This window comes from Lactimicrobium massiliense, from assembly GCF_900343155.1.
GTDB lineage: Bacteria > Bacillota_I > Bacilli_A > Erysipelotrichales > Erysipelotrichaceae > Bulleidia > Bulleidia massiliensis.
Genome location: NZ_OUNG01000001.1, coordinates 376,387 through 392,418 on the forward strand (window position 1 = coordinate 376,387; position 16,032 = coordinate 392,418).

A 16,032-nucleotide genomic window follows, 5' to 3' on the forward strand; every position below is an offset into this window, starting at 1 on the left:
GTTGCCAGGCAACCAGCTAGCCCTGGCATAAAACGCAGTTGGAATGCTCTTCTATATCATTGCTGAACTGCAAAAAACAGGATTTTTTAACCAAGAATACATTATTGCTTTCTTGATAAAATATCCTGTTAAATCTGTCTATGAATATGATCGTTAACGATTCTAATAAAATTTTGGTTCAGTCCTAATTCCTGTTGATAGATGTACCCAGAGGTCATGAGAATTTCCTGCTGGCATCAATGATCTTCAGGAAGAAATATTCATCATCTGGATAGCCGTATCCTTTGCGTCTCAATGTTTTTATCATCTGGTTGGTTCCTTCAACTTTGCCTGATGAGATATGGACTCTTGCATGAGAGATAATTCCTTTCATGTGTTCCTCCAGCAGCTTGGCAAACCATATGAAATGCTTGTTCTCTGTTGCTTTGCAGGTGCGTATGATCCGGTTAATATGAATCTTCATGCCTCTTTCGCTATTTGCTTTGTATGCTTTATCAAGCTGTTCCTTTACCAGATCCATGGTGAAGAACAGCTTGTTTTCATCCAATAGCTTCTTGTATTCTTCTTCAATGCCTGCTTTCTGCTTCACCTCCGGCTTCTTGAACAGATCGCTTCCACGGGCAATGGTTTTGCCCGCTTTGGCATCTTTTTCTTTCTGCTTTCTTGTTTCAGCACTTGTCATCAGAACATACTTAGAGCCTTTGAGAGCTTTGGCAGCTTCTGTATTGCCTTCTTCTATCAGGCGCTTCTGTTCCTCTTTACGGACTTCTGATACCACCTTGTCATTGAAGTTTTTGACCAGATGGAAATGGTCATAGACAATATCCAGCCATTCACAGCGATCTTTAAAGGCTTCTTCAAAGTCACTGTTCATATCACAGGCCACAGCCTTCACGTTCTTCATCCAGTCGATGCCGACCCAGTCAATAAAGTCATATACAGTCTGTTTCTTCTTGCCATAGGCAAGGTACAGCACATGTCCGCTCTTCAGGTCCATGATCAACGTAGCGTATTTATGGCCTTTATGAAGAAGAAATTCATCAATGCCAAGATACTCCAGGCATTCTGCAGGCTTCTTCAGTTCCTTGCCTTCACCATTAACGGTATACAGCTCCTGAAGGCGCTTCTTATCGATCTCCTTGACTGTATTCTTGCTTAAACCGGTAATGATGGATATTTCCTTCATTGTCAGTCCAAAGCGAAGCAGATCGCGTGTATAGTTCTCAAGAGCAGCTGTAATCAGATGTCCCTGAGCCTTGAAATCTAGTGGTTCTGTATAAGTACTGACCGGACAGTTCTTATTCTGGCAGAGTGCTCTCTGCTTGGATACAACGATATGAGTATAGATACCTCCCATAGGAATGTGTTTCAAGTCAACCTCAGTTGTGCCGTTATACACCATTTCCTGACCACAGCAGCTGCAGTAAATCGGCTGTCCGTTCAGACGATTCAGCTTTCCCTTAAAGAAATATTCAGTGACACTGCGCCTGGCAGGTCTGGATGATGTGCCTACAGAGATCTCTTTAACGGCCGTTTCCGGCATACCAACCTGGGTAAAGGATGGCAGACCTGATGAGAATGTTAAAATGCCACTCTGGAGTTGCACATCAGAAATTGAATCAATCAGATCATGTGCATCGGAGCGCAGATCGTCTGATCTGGTATCAAGTAATTCTTCCTGAATAAGCGGCTGTGTGTTAACATTCATATGGATCTCCTATCTTGTATGTTTGGGTACACACAATTATACGAGATCCATTTTTATATTCGTACTATATCTCCGTCCCACATGGCGTCATATCAACAGGTTTTGAGATTGAGCCAAAATTTTTACAAATCATCACCCCTGTTTTGATCACCGGGATCATCAGGACTGAGTTTTCCTTCCAGGAAGTGTTTGCGGCATAAAGCAATATAGTCATCATTGGCACCAAGCATGATCTGGGCACCACTGCGGACAATGCCATGCTTGTTATATCTGGCATTGCAGGTTGCCTTCCTGCCGCACCAGCAGACTGTCTTGATCTCTTTGATCTCATCCGCAATCGCCAACAAACGTTCACTGCCTTCAAACAGGTTCAGCTGAAAGTCTGTACGCAGGCCATAACAGAGTACCGGAATACCCAGGTCATCGACAATGTGAGCCAGGAAATCAATCTGCCTGGCCGGCGCAAACTGGATTTCGTCCACAATCACAGCATCATATTCCTTGATTTCTTCATCGCTCATGGCACAGATATCACTCAGCAGAATGCATTCTCTTTCCAGACCAATCCGGGAACGAATGACATTTTTACCATCTCTTGTATCCGTATTGGTCTTGGCCAGTAATACCTTCTGTCCCCTTTCACGATAGTTGTATTCTGCCATCAATGCATTGGCACTTTTGGAGCTGCCCATTGCGCCATAATAAAAGTACAGTTTTGCCATGATTGAAATCCTCCGTGAAGCTTACCAGAAGTATTGTATTACAGAATGGCTGGAAACAAGGTACCAATGTAATAGAAAAAAAGCTGTCTTTCTGACAGCAGGAAGGTGCCCGTGGCCGGACTCGAACCGGCACGGTATCGCTACCGGGGGATTTTGAGTCCCCTACGTCTACCAATTCCATCACACGGGCATTGCCTGAATATTTTAATGCAATCACGCATAAAAAGCAATGCAGGCCATCTGCCTGCATTGCTTATATGCTTTACTTACTTTGCACTCTTCGCCTTTGCCTGGGCAATGACTTCATCAGCCACTTCCTGCGGTGCAGGTTCATAGCGGTCAAATTCCAGTACATAGGTGCCTCTGCCCTGCGTCATGGACCGCAGCTCATTGGCATACATCTGCACTTCTCTCAGCGGTACTTCACCATTAATGACCTGATCGCCGTCATCATTGGAGCCCACATCCAGAATGGAGCCGCGGCGCTTGGTCAGATCACCAATCAATGTACCAGTGTATTCCTCTGGTGCTGTGATTGTAATTTCACCGATTGGTTCCAGCAATACCGGCTTTGCCTTTGGCATGCCAGCGTTATAGGCAAGTCTGGCAGCTTCCTTGAAGGCAGCTTCCTTGGAATCTACCGGATGATAAGAGCCATCATACAATGTTGCCTTGACACCAACAACCTTATATCCGGCAAGCACACCTTTCTGCATGCATTCTCTGAGTCCCTGCTCAACCGGCGGGAAGAACTGCTTCGGCACTGCACCGCCGAAGACATCCTCGGCAAATACCATATCCTCTGAATCGGTCGGTTCAAACTTGACCCATACATCACCAAACATACCTGCACCGCCATTCTGCTTCTTATAGCGGCCCTGCGCCTCAGCTGTGGCAGTAATGGTTTCACGATACTGAATCGTCGGTGTTGTCAAGGAAACATCTACCTTATACTTGGATTTCAGCTTGGCACAGATCAGAGAAATGTGCTGGTCGCCCAGTCCATAGAGTACCTGTTCATGTGTTTCTTCATTGTTGACAAGACGGACGGTTGGATCTTCCTGTTCCATGTTGCGGATACCAACCGACATCTTGTCTTCATCGGCCTTGGTCTTCGGCCAGATGGCATAGCCAAGCATCGGCTGCGGATATTCAATGCCATCATAGGAAACAACACGGCTGCGCGTGCACAGTGTATCGTTCGTCTGGGTTGAGGCAAGCTTGGTCACCGCACCAATATCACCGGTAAACAGCTTGCCAAGACCAATCTGATACTTGCCATTGACGGCATAAATCTGACCGATCTTTTCGGTAACTTCACGGGTGGAGTTATAAACTTCAGAATCAGAGTTGAGCACACCGGACATCACCTTGAGGTAGGAGATTCTGCCAACAAATGGATCAATGACCGTCTTGAAGACAAATGCACTGAGTGCTTCCTGTTCATTGGTCTCCATGGCAATGGTGCCGCCGCGCTGGCTGTTGGCATCAATATGGCCCTTCTCTGCATAGCTCGGGAAGTATTCGGTAATCAGATCCATCAGTCTTTCAATACCGGTCTGCTGGACAGCAGAACCTGAATAAACCGGACGGATATCACCAGAACGGACACCAATTCTCAAACCTTTGGCAAGCTCATGTTCATCGAATTCTTCCCCATTGGAGAACTTCTCCAGCAGGTCATCATCCGTCATGGCAATCGCTTCGGCAATCTCGCCATAGTACTCTTCCACCTTGTCCGCAAGCTCTTCCGGAACCGGCTGGGCCTGGGTGCGGTTGTCATGGTACCATGCCTTCTTACGCAGAATATTGACCGAGCCAATATTCTTGCCATCTTTCATGATCGGCATTTCAAACGGAATGACAGAATTGCCGAACTTCTCTCTTAATTCTGAGAGCACTTTATCAAAATCAGCGTTTTCATCGTCCATCTTGTTCACAAAGAAGATAGTTGGCAGCTTCTGTTTCAGACTGGCTTTCTTCCAGGCACGCTCTGTACCAGGCTCCACACCTTCTTTGCCATTGACAACAATCAGCGCATTATCCCCTACATACAATCCGGTCTCTTCCTCACCCGCATAATCCATATAGCCCGGAGTATCAATGAAGTTGATCTTGCGGTCCTTCCATTCGACCGGTGCAAGATGGGCATAGCACGATGTACCGCGCTTGCCTTCTTCCGGATCGAAATCGAGGACGCTTGTGCCGTCATGGTTCTTGCCAAACTTCGAAATCAGTTTTGTAAAGTACATGCAGGCTTCGATGACGGCTGTCTTGCCAGAGCCAGAATGTCCAAGCACAACGACATTTCTGACATTATTCGCCAAATAGTCTTTCATGATCGAATGCCCTCCTACTTCAGCAGATCCTTCAGATCTGCAAGGCATTCTTTACGCACATAGTGAATGGCCATGTTAGCTTCATTATCTTTGATGTACTTATCTGCACCATGGTCCAGCAGTGTTTTGACAAGTTCCGGATAGCCGATATAAGCAGCCCGCATCAGAGCTGTGCAGCCGCGGTTGTCAGCCGCATTGACATCGGCACCATGCTCAATCAGGAAGGAAATGATATCACTGTTATAGGCATTGACAGCCTCCATCAGTGCAGTTCTGCCCTGTTCATCACGGGCATTGACATCAGCACCCTTGGAGACAAGATACGCAACGGTCTCACCTTCGCCCAGCAATGCGGCTCTCATCAGAGCGGTACGGCCCTTGTTGTCATGGGAATTCACATCAGCACCGGCATGCACAAGCATCCGGCAGATCTCTACATGTCCCTTTTTCGCAGCTCCCATCAGAGCTGTCTTATTATTCTTGTCACGGGCATGCGTATCGGCACCGTTATCCAGCAGAAAGCGCACAATGTCCGTATAGCCGCGCTTGGCAGAACGCATCAATGCAGTGCGTCCATCACCATTTGCCACATTGACATCTGCGCCCTTTGAGACTTCTGAGCAGACCTTGGCAAAATCGCCCTTGGCTGCTGCTTCGAAGAATTCCAGATTTGTCTGATCCATATTCGTTTCCTCCTATTATTCATGAAGTCAAACAACCGACAAAAAAGATGGACATTGTCCATCTCAAATGTCATATGCAAAGCAGACCGCAACCCCGCCGAAAACAACCAGGCTTTCTTCTGAGCCGGTGACTGTCGATACTGAAAAACCAGTTACTCTGTCGTCCATTGTCTTTGTCTCCGATCTGTCTGCGGTGATTCTTTACCTTTATTTTAACAGAACCACAGCAAACTGCAAGGGCTTACATTCATGATCAAGAGTTGTTTCATAAAGGAACAAACGCCATGCTGTGATATGCTTTTCCGATCAGCTTGCATCCCTTCTAACCGTATGCTTGAAAAAAGAGGCTCTTGTCATCTCTGTCGCCGCAATCAATGCGCATGGAAAACTGATTTTCAATTTTTGACAATCAGTGATTTTAGTACCGTTCCCAGCCGCCGGTCCGATAGTTATGTCTTTCAATCTTTTTGACAAGAAATGATGTTGCCAGAATCAGTATAAGATGAATCAGGATAAAGCCTGCTGCGTGGAAGGATGGCTGATAGGATTGCAGCAGGATATGACGGAAGAGTTCGATCAGGTAGGCTGAGGGGAAGATGCTTGCGGCAAACAGAAGGATGTGCGGCAGGGCAGCGATGGGAAAGCTTGTCCCGCTGAGCAGGCTCATAGGTTTGTCACAGAGGATGAAGACGGCATTGGAGTCACGTGAGAAAAGAAACAGTGTTGTTATGAAACCTCCCCAGATGGTGCTGGACAGGATCAATATGATATAGCCCAATAAGAGATATGCAATACTGGAGAGTGAGAATCTGTCATAGATAAGAAAAATGGCAAAGGAGAATACTGTCAGCATCCACGTATTAAAGACAACAGCTCCAAATGAGCGTCCATAGACGAAAGCGTTGCGGTCAGCCGGGCTCAGGAAGATCTTTTCCAGCGTACCATTGATTCTATCATAGCGGATCTGTCCGGCACTTTGCACAACAGACCAGTAGCAGTTATAGACCAGACCGCCGCACAGCAGGAAAACAAAAAGTTCTGCTTTGCTGGAAATACCATATACACTCAGTTTGTCGGCTTGGAATGACTGGTACGTAAAGTAACTGATGGCACACGACAGGATCGGCCACAGGACCAGTGTGACCAGGGCAGAGAAGCGGCCAAAGAAATTGCGGCGCTGACTGGCAAATTCACCAATGAAAACTCTGAAGAACTTCATGATGCTTTTTCCTTGGAAATAATCTGCATGATGCAGTCTTCCAGACTGGCTTCCTGCTGGTGGAATCCGTTGATTCTGATGTGATTGTCTTCAGCCAGTGCAAACAGCTGTGGAACAATATTTGCTTTGGACTTGAGACTGACAAGATTCTTATTCTGTGAGAAGGTGCAGTCCAGCTGTGGCAGCATTGTGACCAGCTTATCAGCATCGCTTGTTTCCAGAGTGTATTCATAGAATTCTGTGAATTTCTGCTTTAACTGATCGATCGTACCTTCGGCTGCTTTCTCGCCATGGTCAATGACATAGACATAGTCGCAAAGTTCTTCAGCTTCTTTCATGTAGTGAGTGGAGAGAATCACAGCCATGTTTTCCTGTCTGGAAAGCTGTCGGATATACTGGCGCAGATTCTGGGCAATGGCAATATCAAGCCCCAGAGTTGGTTCATCCATGAACAGGTAGGAGGGATCATTGATGATGCCGCGGGCAATCTGCAGACGCTGCTTCATGCCTTTGGAGTATGTTTCGACCAGCTGATCTGCATTGTCAAGGAGCCCGACAATCCGCAGACACTCCTCGATTCTTACTCTGGCATTGCCAATCCCATACAGAGAGGCAAAATATTCCAGGTTCTCTCTGCCGGTTAATCTCCAGTACAGGCTTCTTTCACCACCTGAGATCAGATTGATCTTCTCTTTGATCCTGCGCAGGTTTTTCTCACAATAATCTAGATCATCGAGTTTAATCGTTCCACTGGTAGGAGCCAGCAGTGTTGCCAGCATCTTAATGGTGGTTGTTTTACCGGCGCCATTGACACCAAGAATGCCTGTGATTTTTCCTTTTTCAATGCTGAGATCCAGATTTTTCACGGCTTCCTTCTTCTCGGTATGGTGGCGGAAGCCTTTATCTTTGACTTTCAATTCATATGTTTTTGATAAGCTTACTGCCTGTATCATACGTGCATTACCTCACATCAATACCTTTTCCACAAGAATTTTCCTGACTTTTCTTTCATACCAGAAATAACCGATCACAAAGTAAAACAGGCTCAGCAGAATAATCGGCCAGATCAGATATGCGCTTTCTGCCAGCGATGCTTTTTCAATCGCAAGAGCACGGAACAGTTTGATCAGATAAGTGACTGGCATCACATAAGAAATGCTGCGCAGGATGCCTGGCATGTAGGCGGGCGGAAAGAAAATGCCGCTGAACAGACTGATGAAAAGAGACAATGTGCTTTCGGTCAGGTACGTGTCCTTGAAATAGATGATCCATGTGCTCAGGAAGATAGAGACACTGAAACCGCTGATTATCAGCAGAACAAATACGACAAGCAAAGCACCAGGTGATAACAACAGGCCGCGCACCCCAAGCAGTAAGCCAAGCAGCCAGATGACCAGTGCTTGTCCTATTGCCTGCAGCAGAGTTTCAATGAAAGCACCAATGAAAAACAACATTGTCGAGGATGGCGAAATCAGAAAGTGATTGAACGTTCCTTCATGAATATCATTTAGAATGGCGTAGCCGGTGCTCATCAGAGAAGAAAAGACAAAGACGCCCATCATCTGACCGGCAATCAGATAACTCACATAGTCAGAAGTATTTGCATAGGACACAAAGCTGTCAGAAACATTGCCATGATAGATGAAGTAATAAATAAACAATGGCAGCATCACTGAAAGAATGGCATTGATCACATTCTCAAACAGCATACTCCATGGATATGCACGATATTTTTGCAAAGTGCGGTCAACAATCACATTCCGGATGATATGGAGATTTGTCTTCAGCCGATGATCATTTCTGGTTTCATGTTTTTCCATATCATCCACTTTAGTGCTTTCAGAGCAAAATGACAATAAGCTTTATCCGGTTTCCAAATAGTCCCGTTTATCATGTCGGCATTACGCGGACAGCCTCCACCGCAGGTTGCAAGGGCGGGACAATTTTGGCAGTCTTCAAGATTTAGAGGAGACCGCAAACTCCACTCTTTGAAAATCTCATTTTTATCGGGTAAAAAAGATTTTTCAAAAACTGTATGCTCAAAAGTTTTTCTGCTCCCCATATAGCCTTGGCAAATTCCAACTTGCAATCAGGAATTCTTCTGCAGCCGTCTCCGGCTGACACGCATATGCCGTAATCAGCTTCTCCGTCTTCCGTCTTTTCCGGATTTTGTGAATATTCAATCCGCTCATGCATGCTTGCGAATGCGCCTTTACTCTTGTTCACATGCAGAGCGATCAGTCTTGTTGCTGCCATTTTTCCTCCTGATCAATAAAACAAGATCACCTTTGGTGACTTTGTTTTATAAAATAGTGGATTATTTATTTTCTTCTAAGGGGATAATCTCGTAAACGGCAATCACGCCATTACTAATATCACTATCTTCTTTCAAATAGCAAGCTTTGATTGTATCTCCGATTTGCGCTCTTTTTACATACTCAACTGTATTAAGTTCTCCTAAATCCTCTGTGTCAATGGCAATACTTTGATGCCAGCAGGGAATTCTCATGACCTCTGGGTACATCTATCAACAGGAATTAGGACTGAACCTTTTTATTAGCAAGGAAATTTGTCTGTTGCATTGCATTAAATAGGTTTGAACTCGGGTAATGATATTCGGTTGGTTATAGCATGAAAGAATCAAAAAGAGCCCTCACTATGCCTTACAACAAATATTCGCTGTCAGGCAAAGATCTGTCATTTTTTGAAACTGATCTTATTTTCTTTCAACTGTCACAATCGGATACGGGATCTCAATTCCTCTCTGATTGAATTCTTTCAGGATGCCTTCCCTGACAATTGGCGCAACCGTAAAGTAGGCACCGAAGCTTTCCACATGAATTGGAAACTTGATCTCAATGGCAGAATCCTGGAAAGCATTGACTTGCACAGGTACAAAAGGCTCACTTTTGTCCGTACGGCCGTCAATGATGCCAGGCGTATTGGCCAGCACATGGCAGATGGCTTCCTTGACCGCATCAATATCGGAATCATAGGCAACCCCGATCAGTTCATAGTGGGTGTAGTCCGTCTGGCCAAACGTGCGGTTTTCAAGAATACAGCTGTTCATCATGCTGTTGGGGATCATGATCTGCGTATTTTCTACGGTTGTCAATGTTGTGTGGCGCAGGCTGATGCCGGTCACTGTACCGGCAACATTTTTCTCCGGCAGAGAAATGTTATCCCCTACCTTGAATGGATGGTACAGAGCCACAAAGAAGCCTGCGATGTAGTTGCCAAAGGTTTCCTGGGCAGCCAGGGATACTGCAACAGCCAGAATCGAGGCACTGCCAACTGCCAAATTGCCTAATCCTTTCAAAGGAATGATATCCGAGAGAACCGAGAAGGCACATAGAATATAGACAATCGTTTTGATGGTTTTGGCAAGATACTGCAGGATCAGCTGGTTGCTTGTATCTTCTCTGCGGCTCTGGTGTTCCAGGCCTCTGCGCAACAGATGAACAACTATTTTGGCTGCCAGAAATATCAGGCCGGCATGAATCAGAAACAGAAACAAGCCGTTTTGAAACAGATTATTGCCAAATGTCCAGATACCCTGAGATGTGTTTGTGATCTCTTCCATAGATCCTCCTATTTCAGTTTGTCACTGGCTGATTTCCAGTCTGGCATATAGGATGCGACAGTCTGGTAGAACTTGGCAGGATGTCCTGGTACCAGCAGATGTACATATTCATGCAGCAGAACATACTGCAGACATTCATACGGATAATGCATCAGACGTACATTCATAGAAATATGATTCCTTGCCGGTGTGCAGGATCCCCAGCGGGAACGCATGCTGCGGATCGTGATGGCAGGATGTGGGAAACCATGGGCATCACAGATGATCCTGTCCCACTGCACCCGTTCCTTTGCGATCGCCATCTTCAGCTGCTCTCTGGCATAGCGCTCATATAGCAGTGACAAATGTCCGCCAGCATCATCATTTGTATAGAATGTGAAAATGCCATCCTGTATGCACACTTTCTCACGCTTTGCCGGCATGACATGGATTGGATAAGCTTTGCCAAGCCAGGTAACCATGCCTGCTTGTCCAGATGCTTCTTTGCTCTGTTTCTTTTTTGCATGATGGGAAGCTTTCAGGATCCACTCCTGTTTTTCGTTGAGAAAGGCCTCCACCTGTGCCTGGGACATGAACACGGGCACGCTGATGGCAAGGCTGCCATCCTCCTGGATGCGCAGGTACAGATTGCGGATCCGTTTTCTTGTCACTGCAGCAGGAATGGTTTCCTCATTGATCTGTATCGTGATGTGCTGCGGTATAGACGTGGCCCTTGTCATCATAGTCCTCCAGGAAGCTGTGCATCTCACCATTGGCCTTGTAGCCAGGGAAACTTTCAATCTGTACGGCATGCAGAGCCCGGAAGATATTGTCCTCGATCATTGGATTGGTTTTGGACAGCCTGCGGATCAGGTTCTTGACTTCCTGGCGTTTGGATCCTCCGCCGCCATTGTCACAGATCGTGCAGTTCTCTGTGAAGCGGCAGGCACACTGGATGAACTGCAGATCATTGGCCCTTGCCCAGGCAATGATGTCAGCTTCCTTGATGCAGTACATCGGCCGGATCAGTTCCAGACCCGGGAAGTTTTCACTGTGTGATTTAGGAATAATCGTCTCCAGCTTGCTGGAATAGAACATCGACATGACGGTTGTCTCGATGACATCATTGAGATGATGGCCAAGCGCGATTTTATTGCAGCCGATTTCCCTGGCATGGTTATAGAGATAGCCTCTGCGCATCCTGGCACACAGATAACATGGGCTTTTATCCGAGTTATTGGCAACCGCAAAAATATTGGTCTCAAAGATTTCTGCCGGAATACCAAGCAATTGCAGATTGCTTTCAATCTTTGCCCGGTTAATCTCATTGTAGCCGGGATCCATGACCACAAACTTCACTTCAAAGTCAACCAGATGATAGCGCTGGTAGAGCTGAATAAGCTTGGCCATGCACATGCTGTCCTTGCCGCCGGAGATGCAGACCATGACCTTGTCACCCGGCTGGATCAGTTCATATTTTCCCACCGCAATCTGAAACTTAGACCACAGTTCTCTTCTGAACTGCTTGGTCAGTGTATGTTCAATCTGCTGTGCTGGTGTCAGTTTCTTTTCCATTTATTTATCCTCACTGATTTCTCGAACTGCCTGTACAAGTCCTTCACACTGCTCCAACGTTGTAAGTGGTGACACTGAGATCCGGAAACTTTCCAGGGCTCTTCTTCTGTCTCTGGTGATGGCCATAACGGCATGGGATGGCAGATAATCCGATGTGCAGGCACTTTTAACGGAGACGCAGTATCCCTTTTCATCCAGTGCTTTCTGCGTCTCAAAGCCTTTTCTGCCGGAGAGAGACAGATTCAAAATCTGCGGTACTGCCGCAGCAGGTGAATTGATCTTTACCCCCGCGATCTTTGTCAGTTCCTGGCGCAGATAAGCATTGCACTTTGCACAGTGCTGCTGCCACTGATTCTGATGAGCATACAGGTTCTCCAGAGCACACAGACATGCGGCAGCCATAGCCGGATCCGGTGTGCCGGAACGGTAAAGAGTTGTTGAAGCACCGCCGCTGTTCTGTGGTACCAGCGGTACATGTTCATGTTTGATCAATACACCGCAGCCATTGAGGCCAAAGAACTTGTGCGGAGCAAAAGAAATGGTATCGCCGCAGTCAAAATCCACCGGCGTCTTTCCCATTGCCTGGGTAGCATCCACGTGCAGCAATGTGTGTGGATGAGAATGTACAATTTTTCTGATTTCATTCACCGGCTGGATCACACCTGCCTCACTGTCCACAAGACTGATGGAGACAAGGCACGTATCATCCCGCACAAGATCCTCAAGTTCTTCCAGATCAATGGTGCCATCACCAGAAAGCGGGCAAAGATCAATCTCATAGCCTTCCTGCTGCAGCATGCTCAGACTGGCACTGATGGAACTGTGTTCGAGGCTTGTTGAAACAATATGTTTGCCAACATGGCGGGTAGCTGCGGCAATGCCTTTGAGGGCAAGATTATTGGCCTCGGTTGCACCGGATGTCAGGATGATCTCATTCGGTTTAACATGCAGAAGATCTGCCATCTTTGCCAGCACATCATCCATGATGGATTTGCTTGCTCTGCCCATGCTGTGGACAGAATTGGCATTGCCAATGCACTGGGATGCCGTTTTGACATATGTATCCAGAACAGAAGGGTCCACAGGTGTATTGGCGCAGTAATCAAAATAGACTGGTTTATTCATCGCGTGCTATATTGTACACCAAAGTGAATTACCATGTCTGACTTATCCGCTGATGCGGAAAGTCACGCATGGCTTCATTTTCTGCAGGCGGAACAGTTTACCGTTCCGTACAGTGGGGCATTCACGGTCCCATATGCGGTTCTGCCCGCACTGCTTTTATGCCAGCTTCAGATCAGGATGATAATATGCCCTTATATTTCTGAAATCAGGCTCTATCCCGCTTTCAAAAGCGTCCGGTATGGCTTTTCTCAGAATGTTTGCCGAGCCATTCAGATCCGCATTCATCTTTGTGCCATCTGCAGATCTGTACAGCCCACGTTTTTCTCTGACACCTGAAAATTTATGATGCTCTTCTGAATCTCGGCTGTACACCGGAATTTTATCTCTGTCCAGGAAAGATGCTTTTGATGTGTATGATTCTTCCTGATAAATGATACGGATTCCCAGGCGCTCTGCTGAATAGGTAATAATTCTTTTCAGCCTTTCAAATGGAATCTGCATAAAGTTTTGATTGCTCGTACCTCCCATACTGCATTCCTGCTTCCAGAATTTGTTTTCACCTATCACAATGGTGTCGATACGTTTTTCTACGCACCATGTGATAAGACGTTTGCAATCTTTAAGCATGCAGTCATTTATGCGATTATTTCTTTTCTGGAGGATGCGATAATACCGTTTTGTCGGGAAAAACTTGTCAGTGCTTCCACTTGTCTGCTCTGACTGGATGCGGGCAGACATCTGATTGAAATAATGGTTTGCAGATTTTGCAGCCCCGCCTTTGAACAGCAGACATTCAGCACCAACGTTGTTAGTCACAGCCATCAGGTTGTCTACACCGAGATCAATTGCAGCAATACGCTCTGCTGTATCAGCAGTTGCCGGTGCATTTGTCCCATCATCGAACACAAATGACAGTTTGTACGTGCCGTTTCTGGGCGTTACGTTAAGCTGAACAAATTTGCCGTGTACTTCTCTGCCAAGGCGCACAACTTGTTTCGTAAAAGGCAGTTTTGCGGTATACCGGTGTTTCTTGTTTTTGCGAATAACGCAGTCCTGATTTGTAACAATAAAAGCGCACGCACCTTTCTTGTGCTTGTATCCAGGCATTTTCGGCCGCCCTGTAAATTTGCCCGGATCACGCTTGTAGCTCTTCAATGCCGCAAAGAATGAGCAAATATCCCGCAAAGTCATTTTCAATATCTGCTGTGCGGTTTGTCTTGGCAATCCAGTACAGCAGTAATCTGGATTTTTGCATAGCTTCATCATACAGTCCAGAGTTGCATAGCTGATGGATCCGGAAGGCGGAAGTATTTTCTGCTTGTCTTTCGGGAGATAATAGTTCATCCACTCAAACTCGCTCATCACTTCCAGTTCGTTATCGCTCAGATCGAAGATGTTTGTTCTTTTTGCAGCAAACATCATCTGCCGTTCACGAAAAAGTGCGGCGTTGTAAAGGTTGTTCGCCTTGTGAGCAATATCGTCACACCATGCAAATAACGGATCCGATCTTTGTACAAATATCGTCTTTGCACTATACATCAGTTAATAATCATCCTTTCTAAGCATAAAAGCTTTTATTTATGCTAAATATATTATATCCTAAAAGATGTCAGTTATACACAATGTGGAGGCCGATGTATGCACAAGAAACAGCATGAAGAATACTACTATAATCAGCACAGCTGCTTTCTGCTGCAGTATCATCTTGTACTGATTACAAAATACAGAAAATCGGCAATAACGGGAAAACTCGAGGATTTTCTGAAAGATTATACGTGCAGATACTTTAAAGAGCATGAACTTCGTGTGCAGGCGATTGAAACAATGCCGGATCATATGCATATATTGTTTGATGCGTATCCGCAGCTCAATCTTGCGGAGTTTATTAACGCATTTAAATCTGCTTCATCACGGCAGATCAGGAAAGCCTTCAGTCCTGAGCTGGCTCAATATTATTGGAAGCCTTATTTCTGGAGTCTTTCCTACTTTATTGGAAGCGTAAGCGATAAAACGGAAACTGTGGTTAAAACCTACATTAACAATCAGAAAATCAAATAGTCGGCGATTCATCTACGTCTGAACGCCGATATGCCGACACAGGCGGCTGCGGCTTTTCAGACGTAGTGCTCTCGCCTATTTTTGATAGACAGATTGCATTTTCTGCCGCATGGTCCCTGTTGAAAAAATAATGCTTGCATGAAACGACTGCATCAGGTATCATATTACCTGCGCATGGCGGCTATGGTGAAGTTGGTTAACACACTGGATTGTGGCTCCAGCACCCCAGGGTTCGAGTCCCTGTAGTCGCCCCATTGTGTGAAGAAGAATGGTGATGAGCCATTCTTCTTTTTAGTTTTCCTGAATATCCGCAGTTTCCAGCATCGATAACAGATAGCTGCAGGCAGCACTGTCTGCCCTGGCGGCCTCCATCTCGCTATGATAGGCATTATCACTGCCGGCATACAAACGCAGCTTCCCCACTGTTTCTGCCAGTGACAATAGATCAATATCCTTTACATCAACAGCCAAAGTCAGAAGATACGGAATATGGCTGCTTTTCGGGTCCTCAATCAACAGACCATTATGGTCTTTGATCGTCAGGATGCGGGCATTCTGAATGAGTGCACCCGTTAATGGCGGACCATCCCGGCGCTCAATGGCCGCATGGACATTGACTCTCTGCCCGGATGCCAGGCCATTGGCATCACTCTGATCTACAGGCAGAGAATAGACCGCCTGGCCATCTTTCAGCAGTAAAGCCGGCAGATCAGGCAGATCTGCCTCCTCATACAGCATCGAACGGTAAAACAAAGAGCCTGCCGGGATTTTACCCTGCAGGTCCGTATAGCGGCCGATGATCTCTTCTTTCTTCATCACAGCCGCATCACTGAGATAAGCTGATGGCACTTTGATACTGATAAGATCATCCTCTTCGATCTTTGTGCGCGGGGCAATGTCATGAGCTGCCATCCATGTGGAAACAAGATTGATCTGCCGGGCCGCATAAATACGGATGCCAAAGACACAAAGCATCACAAGCATGGCAGCACAGCCGATCGTCAATACCATTTTCTTCCAGAGTTTCATACTGTCCTCCTG

General features: G+C 46.2%; 17 protein-coding genes and 2 tRNA genes. 2 read left to right on the forward strand and 17 right to left on the reverse strand.

Going from position 1 to position 16,032, the window contains the following annotated elements; all coding sequences use genetic code 11:
• Positions 1–214: 214 nt before the first annotated feature.
• The 16 genes from DHU66_RS01835 to DHU66_RS01905 form a co-directional block, all read right to left on the reverse strand.
• On the reverse strand, positions 215–1,708 hold the full coding sequence (locus DHU66_RS01835; RefSeq protein ID WP_245309319.1) for an ISL3 family transposase: 1,494 nt from the start codon (positions 1,706–1,708) through the stop codon (positions 215–217).
• A gap of 122 nt (positions 1,709–1,830) precedes the next feature.
• The gene (locus DHU66_RS01840; protein WP_108774188.1) at positions 1,831–2,430 is read right to left on the reverse strand and encodes a thymidine kinase; all 600 of its coding nucleotides are present in this window, start codon (positions 2,428–2,430) and stop codon (positions 1,831–1,833) included.
• A 106-nt stretch (positions 2,431–2,536) separates the two neighbouring features.
• A tRNA-Leu gene (locus tag DHU66_RS01845) sits at positions 2,537–2,620 on the reverse strand.
• Positions 2,621–2,696: 76 nt separating this feature from the next.
• Complete coding sequence (locus tag DHU66_RS01850; RefSeq protein WP_108774189.1) at positions 2,697–4,769, reverse strand: elongation factor G; 2,073 nt, start codon at positions 4,767–4,769, stop codon at positions 2,697–2,699.
• A 14-nt stretch (positions 4,770–4,783) separates the two neighbouring features.
• A complete protein-coding gene (locus DHU66_RS01855) occupies positions 4,784–5,452 on the reverse strand; it encodes an ankyrin repeat domain-containing protein (protein WP_108774190.1) in 669 nt (222 codons plus the stop codon).
• Between the two features lie 418 nt (positions 5,453–5,870).
• Positions 5,871–6,671 carry an ABC transporter permease gene (locus DHU66_RS01860; RefSeq protein WP_108774191.1) on the reverse strand — a complete coding sequence of 267 codons (801 nt, stop codon included), beginning with the start codon at positions 6,669–6,671 and terminating at the stop codon, positions 5,871–5,873.
• Positions 6,668–7,624: an ABC transporter ATP-binding protein gene (locus DHU66_RS01865; RefSeq protein ID WP_108774192.1), complete on the reverse strand. Its 957-nt coding sequence runs from the start codon at positions 7,622–7,624 to the stop codon at positions 6,668–6,670. Before DHU66_RS01865 ends, DHU66_RS01860 begins: the two co-directional genes overlap by 4 nt.
• Before the next feature lie 12 nt (positions 7,625–7,636).
• On the reverse strand, positions 7,637–8,491 hold the full coding sequence (locus tag DHU66_RS01870) for an ABC transporter permease (protein WP_108774193.1): 855 nt from the start codon (positions 8,489–8,491) through the stop codon (positions 7,637–7,639).
• Complete coding sequence (locus DHU66_RS12605) at positions 8,455–8,733, reverse strand: SPASM domain-containing protein (protein WP_108774194.1); 279 nt, start codon at positions 8,731–8,733, stop codon at positions 8,455–8,457. Before DHU66_RS12605 ends, DHU66_RS01870 begins: the two co-directional genes overlap by 37 nt.
• On the reverse strand, positions 8,634–8,927 hold the full coding sequence (locus DHU66_RS12405; protein WP_167836184.1) for a hypothetical protein: 294 nt from the start codon (positions 8,925–8,927) through the stop codon (positions 8,634–8,636). Before DHU66_RS12405 ends, DHU66_RS12605 begins: the two co-directional genes overlap by 100 nt.
• Before the next feature lie 61 nt (positions 8,928–8,988).
• On the reverse strand, positions 8,989–9,195 hold the full coding sequence (locus tag DHU66_RS01880) for a hypothetical protein (RefSeq protein WP_135358282.1): 207 nt from the start codon (positions 9,193–9,195) through the stop codon (positions 8,989–8,991).
• A 192-nt stretch (positions 9,196–9,387) separates the two neighbouring features.
• Positions 9,388–10,254, reverse strand: coding sequence for a mechanosensitive ion channel family protein (locus tag DHU66_RS01885; RefSeq protein WP_108774196.1), 867 nt, complete (start codon positions 10,252–10,254; stop codon positions 9,388–9,390).
• 8 nt (positions 10,255–10,262) lie between these two features.
• Positions 10,263–10,973, reverse strand: coding sequence for a M48 family metallopeptidase (locus DHU66_RS01890; protein WP_167836210.1), 711 nt, complete (start codon positions 10,971–10,973; stop codon positions 10,263–10,265).
• Positions 10,924–11,808: a tRNA 2-thiocytidine biosynthesis TtcA family protein gene (locus tag DHU66_RS01895; RefSeq protein WP_108774198.1), complete on the reverse strand. Its 885-nt coding sequence runs from the start codon at positions 11,806–11,808 to the stop codon at positions 10,924–10,926. Before DHU66_RS01895 ends, DHU66_RS01890 begins: the two co-directional genes overlap by 50 nt.
• Positions 11,809–12,933 carry a cysteine desulfurase family protein gene (locus DHU66_RS01900; protein ID WP_108774199.1) on the reverse strand — a complete coding sequence of 375 codons (1,125 nt, stop codon included), beginning with the start codon at positions 12,931–12,933 and terminating at the stop codon, positions 11,809–11,811.
• A gap of 156 nt (positions 12,934–13,089) precedes the next feature.
• Positions 13,090–14,472, reverse strand: a complete 1,383-nt coding sequence (locus DHU66_RS01905) for an RNA-guided endonuclease InsQ/TnpB family protein (protein ID WP_108774200.1) — start codon at positions 14,470–14,472, stop codon at positions 13,090–13,092.
• Between the two features lie 99 nt (positions 14,473–14,571).
• Between DHU66_RS01905 and tnpA the strand changes: the two genes are divergently transcribed.
• On the forward strand, positions 14,572–14,991 hold the full coding sequence (gene tnpA / locus DHU66_RS01910) for an IS200/IS605 family transposase (protein WP_108774201.1): 420 nt from the start codon (positions 14,572–14,574) through the stop codon (positions 14,989–14,991).
• Positions 14,992–15,168: 177 nt separating this feature from the next.
• Positions 15,169–15,245: transfer RNA gene (locus DHU66_RS01915), tRNA-His, on the forward strand.
• Positions 15,246–15,282: 37 nt separating this feature from the next.
• Here DHU66_RS01915 and DHU66_RS01920 read toward each other — a convergent pair.
• Positions 15,283–16,020 (reverse strand): CpaB family protein, encoded by a 738-nt coding sequence (locus tag DHU66_RS01920; RefSeq protein ID WP_108774202.1) that lies wholly within the window; start codon positions 16,018–16,020, stop codon positions 15,283–15,285.
• Positions 16,021–16,032 lie beyond the last annotated feature (12 nt).